The organism is Salmonella sp. SAL04213, assembly GCF_046550535.1.
Taxonomy (GTDB): Bacteria; Pseudomonadota; Gammaproteobacteria; order Enterobacterales; family Enterobacteriaceae; genus Salmonella; species Salmonella enterica.
Genome location: NZ_JBGDXS010000001.1, coordinates 98,888 through 116,747, shown reverse-complemented (window position 1 = coordinate 116,747; position 17,860 = coordinate 98,888). Strand labels below are relative to the sequence as shown.

The window sequence follows — 17,860 nt, the reverse complement described above, 5'->3', positions numbered from 1 at the left end:
GTGTCGCCGTTAACGCACCGGGAACCCATGGGTTCCCGGTATTGTCGGCAGAGATTTTACTGCATGACGCGTTTATCTGCGTTTTTTGCATCAGCGGTATTACTGTAGTCCCTGGTCTCTTCAACCTGTACAGGGGCTCTAACGACCAGACTTGGCAGCGCCAGTTCGATATCATTCTCAATGAGTTTTTCAATAATACGGATATTTATCTCTTGCTGAATATCCATGTATTTATTGTAATCCGCGGTATTGACGATATGCACCACCTCATAGGTCAGCCGATCCTGACCAAAGGCCAGTAGATGGGCGCGGTCGAATTGTGTTTCGCCGACATCGGTAATAATCTTTTTCACCATATCGCCGATGAGGCGTAACTTTTCCGGCGGTGTCGCAGTGGCGACGCCAAAAGTAAACACGATACGACGCGTTTGCATTCGCTTATAGTTATGTATGGTTTGCTGCAACAACTGCGCGTTCGCACAAACGATCTGTTCGCCGCTGAGGCTACGGATGCGAGTGGTTTTCAAACCGATATGTTCAATCGTACCGGCTACATCATTAAAGACGACGAAATCGCCGATCTCGAAGGGCTTATCGAAACCAATCGACAGCGAAGCGAAGACATCGCTCAGAACGGTTTGTACCGCCAGGGCAATAGCAATACCGCCCACGCCGAGGCTGGCTACCAGTGCGGTAATATCCACGCCGACGTTCGCCAGGATGGAGAGCAACATCATAGACCAGACGAGCACGCGCAAAATCATACCAAGAATGACTAACGTCACCGGGTTTTTATTGGAGCCTGGGGCATACAGTAAATGACGCATCCATGACTGTACGCCCTGATCAAGCCAAATCGCCATTTGAATCGCAACCACTAAAAACCAGGCGTGAGAGAGGGTAGAGAATAACCGGTCGGGCAGGGCGACAAAGCGCAGGCTAAAGAGAAATGCGGCAAAAAAGATTAGCATCTTACTGGTCTTTTTCAGCATCTCGAAAACAATAGGCCGCAGCCGCCCATGAGCATCATCCTTTTTATCCGGGCGTTGTAGCGCTTTATAGACCACATTAAGTAGCCAGTTGATGAGCCAGTAAGTAATGAGGGTGACGAAAAAAACGACCGCCAGATTGATCCAGAACGTCGTTGACATCAGCATCGCAACGATATTTAGTCGTGCTAAATACTCCATTTTACCTCCGATGAAAAGCAGATGAACATTACAGTATAGACGTCACATCACGGAGGCCGATTTCCGGCTTTACTATTGCTGTTTTATTCAGCACTTTTGTTCAAAAAGTATGAAAAAGAGGGGTAGCCGTTTGGCTATCCCGGCGTTTCTGTGCAGACTTATCTACTCCTCTTAATAAAATAAGGAGTCATTTATGCAACAAGAACATCGTGAGTGTATTGAGCAGTGTTATGAATGCGCGGCGGCGTGTGATATCTGCGCCTCTTCTTGTCTGCGTGAAGATAACGTCGAAATGATGAAGCACTGCATCCAGTTAGATATGCAATGTGCGGCCATTTGTCGCCTGGCGGCGCAATTTATGGCGTTGGAAAGCGAGTACTCACAAAAATTATGCCGCCTGTGCGCGGATATCTGCAAAGCCTGCGCCGAAGAGTGTGCAAGGCACGATCACGACCATTGCCAGAATTGCGCGCGGGCATGCAGCCAATGCGCAGACGCCTGCCTTAAAATGGCCGCGTAATTTTTCTTCCGCCATTAGCTCAACCGGATAGAGCATAGAGCTTCTACCTCTAAGGTTCGGGGTTCAATTCCTCGATGGCGGACCAGTTGATATCAAAAAAGGCCACCTGCGCGGTGGCCGCTGAGTTTCTGTTGAAATAAATGCAATGTTATAATATAACAATCATCTTTCTAAGAAAGATGAGGGTAACGTTTTGGTGATTCATTTAAAAAAACTGACAATGCTTCTGGGAATGCTGTTGGTAAATAGTCCTGCCTTCGCGCATGGTCATCATGCTCATGGCGCGCCGATGACGGAGGTTGAGCAAAAAGCGGCAGCGGGCGTGTTTGATGACGCTAATGTACGCGATCGCGCGCTCACCGACTGGGATGGTATGTGGCAATCCGTCTATCCTTATCTGGTCAGCGGCGAGCTGGACCCTGTCTTCAGGCAAAAGGCGAAGAAAGACCCGGAGAAAACGTTTGAGGATATTAAAGCGTATTATCGCAAAGGATACGCGACAAATGTTGAGACTATTGGCATTGAAAATGGCGTTATAGAATTCCATCGCGACAATAACGTTGCATCCTGTAAATACAATTATGCCGGCTATAAAATTCTGACTTACGCATCGGGTAAAAAAGGGGTGCGCTACCTGTTCGAATGTAAAGATGCGAATAGCAAAGCGCCTAAATATGTTCAGTTTAGCGATCATATCATTGCCCCGCGCAAATCGGCGCACTTCCATATCTTTATGGGAAATACCTCGCAGCAGGCATTGCTGCAAGAGATGGAAAACTGGCCTACCTATTATCCTTATCAGTTAAAGGCGAATGAGGTCGTTGACGAAATGCTACATCATTAAGTCTGATTGCAATGTTAAAAGCTCGCTATGAATAGCGAGCTTTTTTTCTGCCGTTATGCCATATTTCTGGCAATCAATATAAAAAATACCTGCGCCCCCGGAGCGATGATGACGCTGTCCATACCGCCCTCGATTCAATGCCAAACGGAAGCGGCATGTCGCCTGATTACTCGTGTTACAGGCGATACGTTGCGTGCTATTCATTTATATGGTTCCGCTGTTGCGGGCGGTCTGAAGCCAAACAGCGACATTGATCTACTGGTGACAATATGCCAGCCGCTGACGGAGGCCCAACGCGCAACGCTGATGCAGGAATTGCTGGCGCTTTCATCGCCGCCGGGGGCGTCAGCAGAAAAACGCGCTCTGGAGGTCACTGTCGTGCTTTATTCGCAGCTGGTTCCCTGGTGTTTTCCACCTGCCCGGGAAATGCAATTTGGCGAGTGGCTAAGAGAGGACATTTGTCAGGGGATTTATGAACCAGCGCAGCAGGACTGGGACATTGTGTTACTGATAACCCAAATTCTGGAAACCAGTATACCGCTAAAGGGCGAACGCGCGGAACGGCTGTTCACGCCAGCCCCTGCGGCGCAGTTGCTGAAGGCCTTGCGTTATCCCCTCGACCTTTGGCAATCCACGGCAGATGTGCAGGGAGATGAGTATCATATCGTTTTAACCCTGGCGCGTATCTGGTACACCCTTTCTACCGGGAGATTTACCTCTAAGGATGCGGCGGCTGACTGGCTGTTACCTCAGTTGCCGGAAGAGTATGCTGCCACGTTGCGTGCGGCGCAGCGTGAATATTTAGGTCTGGAGCAACAGGACTGGCATATTTTGCTGCCTGCGGTCGTACGCTTTGTGGATTTTGCGAAAGCGCACATCCCCACGCAGTTCACATAAGATGCCCCAGGACGTCTGTCAGGTTGCGCAAACGGCGTTCCTCAACTACTACTTAATAGGTTCTCATCGCTGAAGTAAGCAGATGATCTTATGCGGGCCATCGAATGGATATTTCCACATGGCTCTCGTTTTGTTGAGGTGGATATGACTGGTTCCGCATCATCTGTTTTAAAGACAGATACAAGACTATTGAGCGAAAACCTGTTTCTTAATTATGGTCTGGAGTCCTTATTTAAGGACGTCGCAATAATAGCTGGTAACGTAAATTATATTATTTTTGATATCGACGATTACTACACCGTACAGCAGTATATTACTTCCGCATTTAAAACGGTACTCATTGGAATTGTTACCCATAATGAATATAACTTTATTGATGAACATCATGCCATATATCGAATAAAGGTCGATGCCTCTATTGCTGAGTGGCGTGAGTTACTGATTTTGGCCGCTGCTGGTCAATTTTTTCCCAGGTCAGAGAAAGTCAGATTAACGGCGAATGAAAGAAATGTTTTGGCGATGCTTGTTAAAGGAATGGATATCCGACAAATAAGCTGTGAGCTAAATGTACATTTAAAAACTATTTACTCAGTACGCTACCATGTTCTGACTAAATTAGGTTGTAGAACAGTTCTGGATTATCAAATACTGTCCGTCTCTAAAGCTTTTATGCACTGGCTTACAATAAATAATGTTGATAATGTAATTTCCCGTGTAAATAGTAAGGTCATTGCTTAATAATGATTTGCTTCTGATGGCGTTTAGGTTCACTATGCTTTCTTACATCATCATGAGGCCAGACAGGCATGGCTACTTTTAGTATTAGCGCAATGGCGGCGCAGTGTGGTGTCACAACAGCAAATATCAGGTCCTGGGAACGCTATGGCCTGCTTCAACCTACCAAAGATGAAGCTGGCAATCGTTTTTATTGCATAGAAGATGCTATCAGAATACAGCATATTATCGACGCGTTAAGCAAAGGCTTCTCATTAAAAGAGATTAAACCTGCACTCTATGGTGAAGAAACGCATTGCCGCTCGGGATGGTTATTTTACCAGGAAGAGATTTTAGCGCAGTGTAGAAAATTCGAACCCGCCAAATTGCGAAAATTACTCTGGCGTTATGGTCGGGAAATTCCGCCGTGTATCGTCATTGAGTCAATACTGCGTCCTTTACGGCTGTGGTTGTCCGCAGGCGATGATGATGCACGCCGATTTGAAAAGGCATTACTGGATACTGCGATTATTGAATACGCCACGTTCCAGCTAAGTAGCGTACGAAAGGCGCCAGCAGGCACAATGCTTATTGCTGCGTTTTCGCTGAACGACCCCATTGAGCTATGGCTCGAAACGATTAAATATTGTAGTGAAGGTATGCGAGTTGAAGTCATCCCCTGGCAGGCGCCGATGCCCGATCTTTTATCAACGTCTTTCGAGCATATTGTTCTGTGGCATGATGAGACATTAACCCCCGCGCAGGAAAATCTTATTCAGGCTTTAAAAGAATCGGGTAAATTTAGTCTTCATGTGAAAAATGGCTCAGGCTTAACATTACTGCCAGCCGTATATCGGCAGCATGAGATGCCGGAAAGTATGCAGCATGTTGCACCGCAAATCCATGCAAACGGCTACGAAAAATCAGGCACCGCACGTTGAGGCATCTGCATTATTAACGAACAGGGGAGGAGTAACCCCCTCCCTTGTTTATACCCTTCATACTTCAAGTTGCTTATGTGTTGGCTACGGATTACTCGGCCCATTGATGGGCCTCGCTCTGACGGGCCGTCGCACGCGACGTTCAAATCTGCTCCCGGCAGATTTGTTGTTCACCCCAGTCACATCGTTATCTATACTCCTGGGGACTCACTCCCTTGCCGCCTTTAAGCAACTCGAATTATTTTGGGTATATATTAGATGTCGTCAGGTGTCTGAAACAAAACGGCTTCTAAGGCATTACGGTAAATATCAAGCTGCACTACGTCTTTTTCTGTTTCCAGTTTTTCAATAAGTTTGGCGATGATATCCTTATTTGAGACATGCTGCTGCGATTGCAATAGTTCGTAAGTAATTTCCTGAATAGCTCGCTGTTCACATAACATATGTGCAGAAAAAGGATTGCCAGTACTATTTTGTTCGTTGACTAGTGTAATGGTAGTCATATTTCACCATATTCGATGTAAATTGAAGCCGATCTCCCTGAGCGGGGGAGAGAAATTAGTGACCTATTAAAATTAGACCTATATCATAAAACCGTAATAAAAAATCATAAAAACGTGATGTGCATCACATTTGTGTGATTTGTTGTATATTTTATACACTTTAAGTGAAGGTGAAGATTCCGTAGAATCAACGGCCTGTTCTTTTTATCACTCCAGTTTAAACGAATAAGCATTAATACCCATCTGTAATAATTACTTAATGTTATCTTAATAAAGGTAAATTACTGTCAGGCCTCCGTAAAAGGAGGTTGATTAATGATTCGTCATATCGCCATTTTTCTTTGTTCTTTATTGATGTGCAGCACCACTTTTGCCGATTCGGTAACGTCGGTATCGCTTGGCGCGCTCTTAACCGCGCTCAATGAACGCATGTTATTAATGAAAGATGTGGCTGCTTATAAAATGAAGCACCATCTGCCGATAGAGGATTTCACGCGTGAACAAAATGTTTTTGCCGAGGCCGAAGAAGAAGCGAAAAATAACGGTCTGGACCCGCATTCGATAACCCCTTTTATTCGTTCGCTAATGGATGCCAGTAAAGCGATACAGTACCGCTATTTAGCGCAGTGGCGAACCGGCTCAGAACCCTCCTTTCCGATACAAACCTTGTCGGTCACCCGGCAACGTATTCGACAACTTGATAATCAAATGTTGATCATTATCAGCCAGCGCTTGATGGTCGGCGCTTTCAGCCACGAGGATATGGTGTGGCTGAGAGCGAAGTTTAATGCGCCGAATCTGAATGAGAGCGATATCAGTGATGTGTTGGCAGCCCTATCTTTGGTACGACGCGCGCGTTAATTCCCCATGAGGAAACGTGGGCCAATACCTGGTGATTGCCTGCGGGGGGCGCGATACAAGAACGTTTTTGGGTGATGTGGATATAAGCGTGGCGGAATAGCGGCCTGGAGAGACGTGGTTTCGCTTCCCATCTTCCGGTGCATTCGTTAGCATACTGTTTCGCAGCTAAGCGTAAATGTTTTCAGGAAGAGGTTAATGTGTTCGCGGAGTATGGTGTTCTGAATTATTGGACGTACCTGGTTGGGGCGATTTTTATCGTTCTGGTACCGGGGCCGAATACGCTTTTTGTGCTTAAAAACAGCGTGGGACGCGGGGTTAAAGGAGGATATCTTGCCGCATGCGGCGTGTTTATCGGCGATGCGATATTAATGTTTCTGGCGTATGCGGGCGTGGCGACGCTGATCAAAACAACGCCGGTTCTGTTTAACATTGTTCGCTATCTCGGCGCGTTTTATCTGCTCTACCTTGGCGCAAAAATCCTTTACGCCACGCTGACCTCAAAAGGGCGTGCGGCGACGGAAACGGTAGTTCCTTTTGGCGCTATTTTTAAGCGTGCTTTAATTCTTAGCCTGACGAATCCTAAAGCCATACTTTTTTATGTTTCCTTTTTTGTGCAATTTATTGACGTTACTGCGCCGCATACTGGGGTGTCATTTTTTATTTTGGCCACCACCCTTGAAATCGTCAGTTTTTGCTATCTGAGCTTTTTAATTCTTTCTGGCGCTTTTGTAACCCACTATATTGGTACCAAAAAGAAACTGGCAAAAGTGGGCAATTCGTTGATTGGCCTTCTTTTCGTCGGGTTTGCCGCCCGCCTGGCAACGCTCCAGTCTTAACCACCTGGACCCGTCGTCAACGGCGGGTCATTGCTCTCCTTTCGGTTTTATTGCGTGGAAAACAGCAAAATAGTAACCAATAAATGGTATTTAAAATGCTGTTTTTGGAGCGTAACCTTTTTACGACAGCGATGAGATTATCGCTGAGTAACCTGCGGGAAGAGGGAAGCAAATGCGGCAAATTCCACAAAATCATATCCATACACGTTCCACGCCCTTCTGGAACAAAGAGACGGCGCCTGCCGGAATTTTCGAACGCCACCTTGATAAGGGAACGCGACCCGGCGTTTATCCTCGCCTCTCGGTGATGCAGGGGGCGGTCAAATATCTCGGATACGCTGATGAACATTGCTCTGAGCCGGAAGAGATCATGGTGATCAATGCCGGCGAGTTTGGCGTGTTTCCTCCGGAAAAGTGGCACAATATTGAGGTCATGACGGATGATACCTATTTTAACATCGACTTTTTTGTCGCGCCGGAAGTACTGATGGAAGGGGCGACCTCACGAAAAGTCATTCATGCCGGGAGAGAATAATAATGGGAAAAGCTACTTATACCGTCACGGTCACGAATAATAGCAACGGCGTCTCTGTGGACTATGAAACGGAAGCACCGATGACGTTGCTGGTACCTGAAGTTGCAGCAGAAGTTGTGAAGGATTTGGTCAATACCGTGCGTTCCTACGATACCGAAAACGAACACGACGTTTGCGGTTGGTAAGGATATTGTAGTATCTATTTGATATAAAGTGATTTTTTAAATCAGAAGCCGCATCGCGCGTCGCCAGCGTGATGCGGTTTTTGCGTATTGAAAAGCGCTGTTTATTTACATCAGACATGGGTTGAAAAGAAACATTAAGAAAACATTAAGAATATCGCATTGTTTGCTAATGAGAGCGTATTCATAAAACTTATGATTGGGTATTAAAAACCAGAAGAGTCTTATAATCATGAAACTCGATACCCGATTAACTTCGTCAGCACTTACTCTTGCGCTTGCCGCTGTGGTCATCCCGTTTACGGCGGACTGGCAATTGCCTTTGCTTAACGGCGTGGTGGTCCGATGGATTGAAAACGGACAAGCGTTATGGTTACTGTTTGGGGCGCTATTTACCGCCTGGTATATACGGCCACTTTCCCGTCCCGAAGGGGCAAAGCAGTTTTGGCTATGGGCTGTTGTCTGGTGGGTGGTGCTATTGGGTAGAAGCACCAGTTGGGGGCGTGACTATTTCCCTGACGAGCCGCGTATGCTGTTCAGAACGATTTCAGTGCTATTAATTGCTGCGTTAGTCTTGCCAGTCCTGTTTTCTGCCGGGCTCCGTAAGGAGATTGTTCGTCGCCTACGGGACGCTCCTCTGCCATTGTGGCTGTTTACCGTGACGGCATGTTCATATCTGATTTCCGACACTGTCGAGCATCATCGGTGGTTGTCGCCGATATTCCTGCATAACGCTCGTTACACAGATTTGATTGAAGAGCTTTATGAAGTGCCATTTATGATCGGTTTGTTTATGGTGACCGTGGGGTTTATGCAGCAGGACAAGCAGGATGAATGTACTGCGCTGGAGATGACCCCGTATCACGCAAAATAGCGCGGCTGAAAAAGACCATGAATTCGCCATGGGATAGATAGCGGTTAGCAAAAAAAGCCCGCACTCGGTGAGGCGGGCAAATAATACTGGAAGCAATGTGAGCAATGTCGTACCGAACAGGTGGGTTATAAACTCAACCACTCGGTATTGATAAAGATAATCGTTATCATTAATGATTGCAACCCTGATATTTATGCGCTTTTATCCACGACGCTAAAAGGTGATGGATATCACAAACTTCACTTTCCTGACGATGTGCTATTCTTTTTAACGGCAAATAAACCGCTAACGTTAAGACATAAGTGAGGAAAAAATGGGCATTCTTTCATGGATTATTTTTGGACTTATTGCGGGTATTTTGGCTAAGTGGATCATGCCAGGTAAAGATGGCGGCGGATTCTTTATGACGATCATTCTGGGGATCGTTGGTGCGGTAGTCGGAGGATGGATCAGTACGTTCTTTGGCTTTGGCAAAGTGGATGGTTTCAACTTCGGCAGCTTTGCAGTCGCGGTGATCGGCGCGATTGTCGTGCTGTTAATCTACAGAAAAATCAAAAGCTAAACGCAGAACTTTCAGAGATAATAAAGGCTACGACAGGTAGCCTTTATTATTCAAAATGAATTTACCACCAGCCCAGTTCGGTACCCGCCGCCGCAATTAGCGCGATGCCCATCAACACCATCGTTGTTTTCCTCATGGTTATGCTCCCGGCGCGGCGTAACCGCCAATAAAAAACCATGCCAAAAATAATATTGCCGTAATGAAAATGACGACAGGGAAGAGGATACCCACTCTCATGCTATTACCTTCACTGTTCAGGGGGCGCCAGAATAGCAGGGTTTTCTCAGCGACAAAAGGTCGGTTGCTTTGTGACAGAGCGTGGTTATTACTGACTTAACCCGGGATAAACACCCACTAAAGCGCTGACAGAAAGTATGGAAATAGCGTACCCGCCAGGTTATCCTGGACAAAATATCGCTTTAAGGAGTCGTTATGAAATTTACGTGGATTGCGTTGCCAGGCGTATTGCTGCTGAGCGCTTGTTCATCGTCGCAACCCAACGCCCCCAGGCCGCCGCGTATTGGGATGCCTAATCCGGCAGCCGTCTACTGTGAGCAACAGGGCGGTACGCTGATGCCGGTGCAGACCCCACAAGGCGTGCGTTCCGATTGCAAATTGCCCAATGGCGAAATCATTGATGAGTGGACATTATGGCGCAGAGAGCACCCTGATACGAAAAAGTGACAACCTGCGGTCCGACGGGATATGATTAAGAACAATCTGATAATGAGTTTCATGCGGCGCAAGAAAATATGTTTCAGTTAAAGCCGGGCGCGTTGGCAATAGTTATTGGCGCTAAAACACCCGCCGGACGGCAGAATATTGGTAAATCGGTTGAGCTATTTTGCCTGTGCCAACCCGGAGATGAATTCATTAATCCAGTAAATGGACACGTCACCTTACTGCCGAAAGAAGCGCCTCGGGCGCTGTGGCTGGTTACGGGCGACGTAGCCTCCGCCGATGGTCAGCACGGTTTTGCCTGGGTGCGGGCAGAACATTTGATGCCGTTGTCCCCGGACAGACAACCAGACCAGGTGGCGGCACGACAATCACAGCTCTCGTAGCCACTCTGCCAGCACAATGGCATGGTTCTGGCGAGTATCTTTAGCGGCGTATAGCAACGTTAGCGGCTGGTGTCGGGCAATATCCGCCAGCCGTTTGCCTTCTTGATGCTGTTGCGCAAGTTCTGCCCGGTATTGCTGCGCGAAGTGGTTAAAATCAATCAGTTCGCTATGAAAGGCTTTGCGCAATTCGGTGGAGGGCGTAATGGCCTTATTCCATTCATCATAGACCAGCGCTGCTTTTTTAATGCCGCGCGGCCATAGCCTGTCAACCAATACCCGATAACCATCGTCTTTTTCCGCCGGGAAATAGACGCGCTTACACTGGATTCGCATTTTTCCCTCCTGTGATGGTGTCGCTTACGGTACTTTTGTCGGATAGCGGTAATGATTTTAATGGATCAGGCCTGATAAACGAAGCGTCATCAGGCATTCAAGTGGGTATCAGGTTTATTTATGACGCTATCTCTCGATCGCGTCCAGCGTAGAGGCCGAAAATCGCCATGATGATAGCCAGAACCGTCACGCCTGACAGCGGTAGATACCAGCTACCGCTGGCATCATGAAGTTTTCCCATGACGGGCGGCCCACATGCCGCCAGTAAATACCCGACCGACTGCGCCATGCCGGAAAGCGCCGCCGCCTGATGCGCCGAACTGGCGCGCAGGCCGATAAACGTCAGGCCGAGGATCATCGTCGCGCCTGAACCGAAGCCGAACAGTAGCGTCCAGATGATCGCCTGGCCCGGCACAAACCAAAGCCCCGCCGCGCCCACTGCGCACAAGAGTGAGACCAGCGCGGCAATCCAGCGTTGATCGTTAAAGCGGTGCAAAATAAGCGGAATGGCTAACCCAGGCGCCGCGGTCGCCAGTTGCAGCAGGCCATGTAGCGATCCTGCCTGTGCTTCGCTGTAACCGTGGCTGATGAGTATTGTTGGTAACCAGCCGATAATCACATAATAAATCAGTGAGTTAAGTCCCAGAAACAACGTAACTTGCCAGGCTAAAGGCGAACGCCAGATACCGCGTTCATGTAATGCCCGGGAGCTACTCAGGTTAGCTGAGCGGGTAGTGCGCCACTGCGGCAACCAGATAAGAAACGCCAACAGCGGAAACAGCATCAGCATTAACAGCGCGCCGCGCCAGCCAAAACCGTGCAACGCCAGCGGAACCACCAGCGCAGACCCCAACGCGGCGGCGGTGCCCATCGTCAATGAGTACGCGCCCGTCAGCCTGGCGACATGTTGTGAAAAATCGCGCTTAATCAATCCTGGTAGCAGCACATTACCCAGCGCTATCCCGCACCCAATAATGGCAGTTCCGGCAAACAACAATGCAGCGGAGGGCAGGGAGCGGAGAGCAATACCCGCGCAAATCAGCAGCATTGCGGCAAACAGACTGCGTTCCATCCCAAACCGGCGGGCAATACCGGCCGCCAGCGGCGAAACCAGCGCAAACGCCAGAAGCGGCAAGGTTGTTAGCAGGCCCGTCTGGGCGGTGGAAAGACCGTAATCCGAACGGATTGTCTCCAGCAACGGCGCAGCGCCGGTAAATGTTACGCGCAGCGTAGTGGCTATCATCAAAATACCGGCAATCAGTAAAGCGCCCTGTTTGCCGCGTGGTGAAAGGGCTGTCGTCATCGTTTTCTCATCTCGTCAGGCGAGGCGATACCTTAACAGTTTTTACTGTTTGGATGAATCAAGCTAAAATGACAATTTATCGCTAAAATCGGACAATATAATGATTGGCCTGAGACTGGACGGTTACGATCCCGACCTTCACCACGATGCCGCTGTGGCCTTTTGTATTCGCGCCAGGGATGATGAACTGTTTAGCCCTCGCCATCAGCATCGCAAGGGACAGTTGATTCTCGCTCTGCACGGCGCGATTACCTGCGAGGTGGAAAATGCGATGTGGATGGTTCCGCCCCAGTATGCCGTCTGGCTCCCCGGCTCGCTGCCGCACAGTAACCATGTGACCGCAGGGGCGGAGCTGTGCTTTTTATTTATTGAACCTGCAGCGGTCGTCATGCCGGAGCGTTGCTGCACGCTGAAAATTTCGCCGTTATGCCGGGAGTTGATTTTGTCGCTGGCGCGCAGAACCGATCCCGAAAGAGCGCAAATGCCGACGCAGCGCCTTATTCAGGTGTTGTTTGATGAACTGCCGCAGCAGCCGCAGGAACAATTGCAATTACCGGTATCGGGGCATCCGAAAATCCGCCAAATGGTTGAGACAATGGCGCAGGAGCCCGCGCGATGGAATACGTTAGGGCAGTGGGCCAGCGTATTCGCGATGAGCGAGCGTAACCTTGCCCGGCTGGTCGTCAAAGAGACGGGGCTAAGCTTTCGTCGCTGGCGTCATCAGTTGCAATTAATTCTGGCGCTACAAGCGCTGATCGCGGGACGTAATGTACAGCAGACGGCGCAAATGCTGGGTTATGATTCCACCACGGCATTCATTACCATGTTTAAAAAAGGCCTGGGGCAGACGCCAGGCCAGTATCTGACGGGCGAGTTACTGCTTCCCCACAATTAAGGAGACCAGCCCTGCCGCAATCAGTGGGCCGACCGGCACGCCGCGAAACAACGCGACGCCAAGTACCGTACCGACCAGCAGCCCGGCGACGAGCTGCGGTTGGTTTCCCATCAGCGTAATGCCGCGACCGCCCAGCCAGGAGACGAAAACGCCGACGGCAATCGCGACCAGCGATTTCCAGTTCACAAAAGAGTGGATCAATGTGGAGGGCGGTAGGGTTCCGCTGGCGATGGGAGCCATTACGCCGATGGTCAGAATGATAATCCCGACGGTGAGCCCCTGTTTTTCAATCCAGGGAAAAAAGGTATTCAACGGGGTTACGCGGACAATAATCAGCACCAGAATTGAGACGGCGACAGTGGTGTTGTGGCTGATAAATCCCAGAGCTGCCAGTCCGAGCAGGATCAGCAGAGTGACATCAAACATTATGGTTTCCTTGCCAAAAAGTAAGCCTGACTACTTTACGCCCAAACGGCAAAGCGCACAGGCCTTTTTAACGATTGATGCGGATTTCAGGCAACTGCCTGAAAGACAATCTCTACGTGAAAAACGACGTTATCATTAAATTGTCATCAACGCCGCGTATTGCTAACCGGTGAACCGTCATTGTTGTCTTCCTGAGGATACAATTATGTACGATCCACCGTTTCTTGAAGCGCTGATGATTACGGCGTCGTTTTTCGCCATTTTTATCATTATCGTTGTGTCTGTATTGCTCCTTGAAGGTGAAGGGGACTAAGCCGTTGGCGATGACTGAAAGCGGCGGAAGACTGCCAGTTCTGGCCGGGCGATGCGCAGATAGTCCTGTGTATTCATAATGACTGATTTTTCCAGCAGGCCGGCATTAAAGGCAATTTCATCGAAACGCTCAAACAGGAGCGGATCGGCGACCAGTTTCAGATTGGGGTGAAAACTGAAAGGCGGGATCGCGCCAAAAACGCAGCCGGTCAGCATATCGACTTCCGCCGGGCTGGCAAGGGAAGCGCGTAAGCCGCCCAGATGTGAAGCAAGCTGAGAGAGGTCGGCTTGCTGATCGGCCGCCAGAATAGCAAGAACGTGCTGGTTGACGCCGTTGCCTTTGACTTTACAGACCAGCGCTTTTGCGCCCTGGCCCAGCGCAGTACCGCGTATTTCAGATACCGCTTCGCATTTCCCTACAGCTTCATGGTTCACCACACGATAGCGCGCGTTCTCCTGGGTTAATAAAGCCACTAAACGTTGGTGTGTAGCGACACCCTTCGCGACTTCAGTCATTTCGGCCATTTCTCACTCCTGGTGCAATATGAACATTTACTGCGAAGCACTATGATGAACGATGTTGTTTTTGTTGTTTGTTCAGATAGAGCTGCGCATCGGAAGCCTGGTAGGCATCATTAATCGTATCATTGGGCTGCATATTATAAATCCCGGCAGAAAAATGGACTGTCTTATCCGGTGCGATAATTTGCAGGTTACGAATAATACGCTCCGGCAGATGGATAGCCAAATCCGCCGCGTAATCAACAAGAATAATACAGAACTCATCGCCGCCGAGGCGAATGGCGTAATCGCTTTTACGAATCGATGTTTTAATCGCTTTCGCCAACAGGGTAATAATTCGGTCGCCTTCCTGGTGCCCCTGGGTATCGTTGATCAGTTTTAACCTATCGCAATCAATAGCGACAAATGTCACCGGCGTCCCGGCATTGACCAGGCGTTGCAGTCGCTGTTCCAGCTCCGGTGTTAATATTTTACGGTTGTAAAGCCCGGTCATGGCATCGCTAATATTTTCGCGTGTGACGTTGCGATAAAGCCGAAAGTGCATCCGTACCATATTAAGCAGGAGCGCCGTTGCCAGTAAGTAAAAGGCCAGCGCCTTCCAGGACGAGACAAGGAAATAGGTAAAATCAAGGGACAACGAAACGCGCAGCCCACCAGGGATATCATGGCTATAATTCACATATTGAAACAGATTATTTTTGCTTTGATTAATAATAATTTCTTTTCCGGAGTCCATATCCTTTAGTGTTACGTTAAGATAACGCCAAACCAGCGGACGGTCCTGGGTATAAAAAATATTTTTTAAATTATCCTGGTTAACATCCACCATCACGATACCTTTTAACGTTCCCGCCAGATAGACTGGCGTTAAAAAGCTCATGACGTTTTCCTGGGTAATATCATCCATGTAAATACTTGAAATAACCGTACGGCCGGTAAAAAGTTTATCTATATCTTTTCTGTTAATACCCATTGTGCCTTTTTGTAAAAAAGTCCAACGATGCATGGCGAAGCGCCGTGAGTTGATTAAATCATAGAAATAGACATAATGTTTATTTAAATCAACGTAATAACGGAATTTAAGCTCCAGTGTGCCCAGCCCGTGGCTGTGGTCGTCCTGCGAACGGTTGATGCTTACCGCCTGATCAAACGCAGGCAGTAAAAGGGCGTCATCAAGATTATCGGTACACTGTGTAGCGGCGGTTTGCAGGGTGCCATGTAGCGCCGGATAATTATGCCGGGTCAGGTTGACGCCGTGCGTACCGTTAATAGCCTCAAAGGCGTCGCAAAACGCGCGGCGTTTTTCTGCAGTGACGGGGTCTCCCGGCGCTTCAAAAGTTCGCATCAAATGTGCGGCGATGCTCTGATTCTGGTACTTATCGTACAAAAACGACGAATCGGCTCTCTCCATGATATAACGCATATAGGCATTCATTGCCCTGTCGCTGGCAATAAGTTCGTAAATCAGGAAGGACGATGTCAAAACGATGACGCTTGCCGAGATAAAGTGCCTGAGCGCTTTATGATGCAAATTCATGATGAACTACAGCCCTGAAAGTCGGATGCGTTAGTTTACCATAGCGATGAGAATTCCTCTAATAGACTGTTTAAAAATAAAACGTGTTGATGTTATGGAATAAAAATCATTCTCGGTTTAATAAACCAATTAATACGCTTTGTTTATATTTTCAGGTGTGACTATTGTGATAAAAACTAAATTTTTAACCAACAATACTGATCTATTTGTGACAAAAAGAAAATAACCTTTATTATGATGATGAAAGGAGTGTGAAGTGGTAAGGATAATAATTTACTTCCGTTCTGAGGCTCTATGAAACGATTTAAAGAGATGGCTGTGATTTTATTTTTTGCATTACTGGCAGCAGGTTTTACGTCGTCGGCGATGGCGGATGATCCTTTTTCACATGTTTTGGATCATGTTTTTGATAAAGTCCCTGCCTGTCACATTGTTCCTCCTGGAGTGGGGCAACCAGGACATTTGGGGCCTTGGTCTTGGCCTTGGTGTTATTAACATGATGGAATTCTATTAATGGGTTAAATTACCCGATATGCTGGAATACCTTCATTCAGACTATTCGTGGGTAATTGCTTCAGTCATAAAAACCGAACACCAGGCTTATTAAAACCCGCCCGACATATGAACGGGCGGATTTATTTATGCGCTTTGATTGGCGCTCTGTTTCTGAAACAATTCGCGGAATACCGGATAAATATCCTCCTGATCGCGAATATGCTGCATGGCGAAGTTATCGAACGTCGCCTGCAGATGTTCATACTCGCGCCATAAGGTCTGGTGGGCGCGGCGGGTAATCTCGATATAGCTGTAATAGCGCACTACCGGCAGCAGCTTTTTCGCCAGAATCTCATGACACAGCGGTGAATCGTCGGCCCAGTTATCACCGTCTGACGCTTGCGCCGCATAGATGTTCCACTGACCGGGGTCGTAGCGCTCTTTAACCACTTCGTCCATGAGTTTAAGCGCGCTGGAGACAATCGTCCCGCCGGTCTCTTGCGAATAAAAGAACTCATGTTCATCCACTTCCTTCGCCTGGGTATGGTGGCGGATATAAACCACCTCTACGTTCTTATACGTTCGGCTCAAAAACAGATAGAGCAGAATGTAAAAACGCTTGGCCATATCTTTGGTTGCCTGGTCCATCGAACCCGAGACGTCCATCAGACAGAACATCACCGCCTGGCTGGAGGGCTCAGGCCGTTTTTCATAATTTTTATAGCGTAAATCAAAGGTGTCGATAAACGGCACTCGCTCGATTTTAGCCCGTAGTTCGGCAATCTCCCGACGTAACCGCTCCTCTTCAAGCAGTTGCGCTGGTTCGCTGTGGCTGATGGTCTCCAGTTCCGTTTCCAGCGCGTGCAGTTCGCGGCGTTTTCCTGCCGTCATTGCTGTACGGCGCGCCAGAGAGTTTTGTAGCGAACGTACCACGCTGATATTGGCCGGTACGCCGTTTGAGGTGAAACCGGCGCGGTGAGTTTTATACTCGTTAAGCTGGCGATGCTGGTTTTTCTTCAGATTAGGCAGCGCTAAATCTTCAAAGAGCAGATCCAGATACTCATCTTTTGAAATCTGAAAAACAAACTCATCCTGGCCTTCGCCGTCCTGGCTGGCCTGACCTTGACCGCTGCCGGAACCGCCGCCACCGCCTTGCGGACGCTCAATGCGATCATTCTGGATAAAGTGATCGTTACCCGGATGGACGCGATGGCGCAGACCGCCGCGCCCCTGATGAAACATCGGTTCGCTAATATCATCGGTTGGAATAGAGACGGACTCTCCGCTGTCGACATCGGTCACTGAGCGTTTATTAATCGCTTCGGAAATCGACTGCTTAATTTGTGCTTTATAACGACGCAAAAAGCGCTGGCGATTCACCGTGCTTTTATTTTTGCCGTTAAGACGTCGGTCTATGAACCAGGTCATATGCCCCCCGTACTGCCAACTGAGCGCCTGTTCTGTCAGTGCCGAATAGCGCTAACGCTTAGCCAGTCTACAGAACATTACTTTGT

At 48.4% G+C, this 17,860-nt stretch carries 25 protein-coding genes, 1 tRNA gene and 1 pseudogene; 17 read left to right on the top strand and 10 right to left on the bottom strand.

Annotated features, from left to right (window positions below; translation table 11 throughout):
* Positions 1-56: 56 nt before the first annotated feature.
* Positions 57-1,190 (bottom strand): mechanosensitive ion channel family protein, encoded by a 1,134-nt coding sequence (locus tag ACLJPQ_RS00615; RefSeq protein ID WP_000456065.1) that lies wholly within the window; start codon positions 1,188-1,190, stop codon positions 57-59.
* A gap of 193 nt (positions 1,191-1,383) precedes the next feature.
* Here ACLJPQ_RS00615 and ACLJPQ_RS00610 point away from each other — a divergent pair, with 193 nt between their 5' ends.
* From ACLJPQ_RS00610 to ACLJPQ_RS00585, 6 genes are all read left to right on the top strand, one after another.
* On the top strand, positions 1,384-1,710 hold the full coding sequence (locus ACLJPQ_RS00610) for a four-helix bundle copper-binding protein (RefSeq protein ID WP_001183699.1): 327 nt from the start codon (positions 1,384-1,386) through the stop codon (positions 1,708-1,710).
* An 8-nt stretch (positions 1,711-1,718) separates the two neighbouring features.
* Positions 1,719-1,795 (top strand) — tRNA-Arg (locus ACLJPQ_RS00605).
* Positions 1,796-1,906: 111 nt separating this feature from the next.
* Positions 1,907-2,554: a metal-binding protein ZinT gene (gene zinT, locus ACLJPQ_RS00600; RefSeq protein WP_001537483.1), complete on the top strand. Its 648-nt coding sequence runs from the start codon at positions 1,907-1,909 to the stop codon at positions 2,552-2,554.
* Positions 2,555-2,662: 108 nt separating this feature from the next.
* On the top strand, positions 2,663-3,451 hold the full coding sequence (aadA, locus tag ACLJPQ_RS00595; protein WP_023195346.1) for a cryptic aminoglycoside nucleotidyltransferase ANT(3'')/ANT(9): 789 nt from the start codon (positions 2,663-2,665) through the stop codon (positions 3,449-3,451).
* 144 nt (positions 3,452-3,595) lie between these two features.
* Entirely contained in the window at positions 3,596-4,189 is a 594-nt protein-coding gene (locus tag ACLJPQ_RS00590) for a helix-turn-helix domain-containing protein (protein WP_023258668.1), read from the top strand.
* A 68-nt stretch (positions 4,190-4,257) separates the two neighbouring features.
* Complete coding sequence (locus ACLJPQ_RS00585; protein ID WP_000190263.1) at positions 4,258-5,106, top strand: MerR family transcriptional regulator; 849 nt, start codon at positions 4,258-4,260, stop codon at positions 5,104-5,106.
* A 254-nt stretch (positions 5,107-5,360) separates the two neighbouring features.
* Here the strand turns inward: ACLJPQ_RS00585 and ACLJPQ_RS00580 are convergent, their stop codons facing one another.
* Both ACLJPQ_RS00580 and ACLJPQ_RS00575 read right to left on the bottom strand, forming a co-directional pair.
* Positions 5,361-5,609, bottom strand: coding sequence for a biofilm/acid-resistance regulator YmgB/AriR (locus ACLJPQ_RS00580; protein WP_000208086.1), 249 nt, complete (start codon positions 5,607-5,609; stop codon positions 5,361-5,363).
* Between the two features lie 78 nt (positions 5,610-5,687).
* Positions 5,688-5,842 (bottom strand): annotated as a pseudogene (locus ACLJPQ_RS00575) (hypothetical protein).
* An 82-nt stretch (positions 5,843-5,924) separates the two neighbouring features.
* On the opposite strand from ACLJPQ_RS00575, the gene ACLJPQ_RS00570 reads away from it, so the two are divergent.
* From ACLJPQ_RS00570 to ACLJPQ_RS00545, 6 genes are all read left to right on the top strand, one after another.
* Positions 5,925-6,470, top strand: coding sequence for a chorismate mutase (locus ACLJPQ_RS00570; protein ID WP_000617988.1), 546 nt, complete (start codon positions 5,925-5,927; stop codon positions 6,468-6,470).
* 197 nt (positions 6,471-6,667) lie between these two features.
* Entirely contained in the window at positions 6,668-7,306 is a 639-nt protein-coding gene (leuE, locus tag ACLJPQ_RS00565; protein ID WP_000457190.1) for a leucine efflux protein LeuE, read from the top strand.
* 172 nt (positions 7,307-7,478) lie between these two features.
* A complete protein-coding gene (gene yeaR / locus ACLJPQ_RS00560; RefSeq protein ID WP_001248993.1) occupies positions 7,479-7,841 on the top strand; it encodes a DUF1971 domain-containing protein YeaR in 363 nt (120 codons plus the stop codon).
* A 2-nt stretch (positions 7,842-7,843) separates the two neighbouring features.
* On the top strand, positions 7,844-8,026 hold the full coding sequence (locus tag ACLJPQ_RS00555) for a DUF1869 domain-containing protein (protein WP_000513733.1): 183 nt from the start codon (positions 7,844-7,846) through the stop codon (positions 8,024-8,026).
* A 229-nt stretch (positions 8,027-8,255) separates the two neighbouring features.
* Positions 8,256-8,897 carry a hypothetical protein gene (locus tag ACLJPQ_RS00550; protein WP_052938198.1) on the top strand — a complete coding sequence of 214 codons (642 nt, stop codon included), beginning with the start codon at positions 8,256-8,258 and terminating at the stop codon, positions 8,895-8,897.
* A gap of 313 nt (positions 8,898-9,210) precedes the next feature.
* Positions 9,211-9,459, top strand: coding sequence for a GlsB/YeaQ/YmgE family stress response membrane protein (locus ACLJPQ_RS00545; RefSeq protein ID WP_000512149.1), 249 nt, complete (start codon positions 9,211-9,213; stop codon positions 9,457-9,459).
* Positions 9,460-9,597: 138 nt separating this feature from the next.
* On the opposite strand, the gene ACLJPQ_RS00540 is transcribed toward ACLJPQ_RS00545, so the two are convergent.
* Positions 9,598-9,696 carry a YoaK family small membrane protein gene (locus ACLJPQ_RS00540; protein ID WP_001589065.1) on the bottom strand — a complete coding sequence of 33 codons (99 nt, stop codon included), beginning with the start codon at positions 9,694-9,696 and terminating at the stop codon, positions 9,598-9,600.
* A gap of 195 nt (positions 9,697-9,891) precedes the next feature.
* Here ACLJPQ_RS00540 and ACLJPQ_RS00535 point away from each other — a divergent pair, with 195 nt between their 5' ends.
* Together ACLJPQ_RS00535 and ACLJPQ_RS00530 are read left to right on the top strand one after the other, a co-directional pair.
* Positions 9,892-10,143, top strand: a complete 252-nt coding sequence (locus ACLJPQ_RS00535; protein WP_000673492.1) for a DUF333 domain-containing protein — start codon at positions 9,892-9,894, stop codon at positions 10,141-10,143.
* Between the two features lie 68 nt (positions 10,144-10,211).
* Positions 10,212-10,523 carry a hypothetical protein gene (locus tag ACLJPQ_RS00530; protein WP_080184904.1) on the top strand — a complete coding sequence of 104 codons (312 nt, stop codon included), beginning with the start codon at positions 10,212-10,214 and terminating at the stop codon, positions 10,521-10,523.
* Here the strand turns inward: ACLJPQ_RS00530 and ACLJPQ_RS00525 are convergent.
* Together ACLJPQ_RS00525 and ACLJPQ_RS00520 are read right to left on the bottom strand one after the other, a co-directional pair.
* Positions 10,509-10,856 carry a DUF488 domain-containing protein gene (locus tag ACLJPQ_RS00525; protein WP_001222527.1) on the bottom strand — a complete coding sequence of 116 codons (348 nt, stop codon included), beginning with the start codon at positions 10,854-10,856 and terminating at the stop codon, positions 10,509-10,511. The genes ACLJPQ_RS00530 and ACLJPQ_RS00525 overlap by 15 nt on opposite strands.
* Positions 10,857-10,974: 118 nt before the next feature.
* On the bottom strand, positions 10,975-12,159 hold the full coding sequence (locus tag ACLJPQ_RS00520; protein ID WP_080184905.1) for a CynX/NimT family MFS transporter: 1,185 nt from the start codon (positions 12,157-12,159) through the stop codon (positions 10,975-10,977).
* Between the two features lie 100 nt (positions 12,160-12,259).
* Between ACLJPQ_RS00520 and ACLJPQ_RS00515 the strand changes: the two genes are divergently transcribed.
* On the top strand, positions 12,260-13,054 hold the full coding sequence (locus ACLJPQ_RS00515) for an AraC family transcriptional regulator (protein WP_000579793.1): 795 nt from the start codon (positions 12,260-12,262) through the stop codon (positions 13,052-13,054).
* Here ACLJPQ_RS00515 and ACLJPQ_RS00510 read toward each other — a convergent pair.
* A complete protein-coding gene (locus tag ACLJPQ_RS00510; RefSeq protein ID WP_000460698.1) occupies positions 13,034-13,480 on the bottom strand; it encodes a DUF441 domain-containing protein in 447 nt (148 codons plus the stop codon). The genes ACLJPQ_RS00515 and ACLJPQ_RS00510 overlap by 21 nt on opposite strands.
* Before the next feature lie 205 nt (positions 13,481-13,685).
* On the opposite strand from ACLJPQ_RS00510, the gene yoaI reads away from it, so the two are divergent.
* Positions 13,686-13,793, top strand: a complete 108-nt coding sequence (gene yoaI / locus ACLJPQ_RS00505) for a small membrane protein YoaI (RefSeq protein ID WP_000272239.1) — start codon at positions 13,686-13,688, stop codon at positions 13,791-13,793.
* Here yoaI and ACLJPQ_RS00500 read toward each other — a convergent pair.
* Together ACLJPQ_RS00500 and dgcJ are read right to left on the bottom strand one after the other, a co-directional pair.
* Positions 13,790-14,308, bottom strand: a complete 519-nt coding sequence (locus tag ACLJPQ_RS00500) for a YbaK/prolyl-tRNA synthetase associated domain-containing protein (RefSeq protein ID WP_010989016.1) — start codon at positions 14,306-14,308, stop codon at positions 13,790-13,792. The two genes, yoaI and ACLJPQ_RS00500, sit on opposite strands and share 4 nt — an antisense overlap.
* 49 nt (positions 14,309-14,357) lie before the next feature.
* Positions 14,358-15,851 (bottom strand): diguanylate cyclase DgcJ, encoded by a 1,494-nt coding sequence (gene dgcJ, locus ACLJPQ_RS00495; RefSeq protein WP_001048654.1) that lies wholly within the window; start codon positions 15,849-15,851, stop codon positions 14,358-14,360.
* Positions 15,852-16,145: 294 nt separating this feature from the next.
* Between dgcJ and ACLJPQ_RS00490 the strand changes: the two genes are divergently transcribed.
* Positions 16,146-16,346 carry a hypothetical protein gene (locus tag ACLJPQ_RS00490; RefSeq protein WP_016705258.1) on the top strand — a complete coding sequence of 67 codons (201 nt, stop codon included), beginning with the start codon at positions 16,146-16,148 and terminating at the stop codon, positions 16,344-16,346.
* Between the two features lie 144 nt (positions 16,347-16,490).
* Here ACLJPQ_RS00490 and ACLJPQ_RS00485 read toward each other — a convergent pair whose 3' ends face one another.
* Positions 16,491-17,774, bottom strand: coding sequence for a YeaH/YhbH family protein (locus tag ACLJPQ_RS00485; protein ID WP_000219721.1), 1,284 nt, complete (start codon positions 17,772-17,774; stop codon positions 16,491-16,493).
* Between the last annotated feature and the right edge of the window lie 86 nt (positions 17,775-17,860).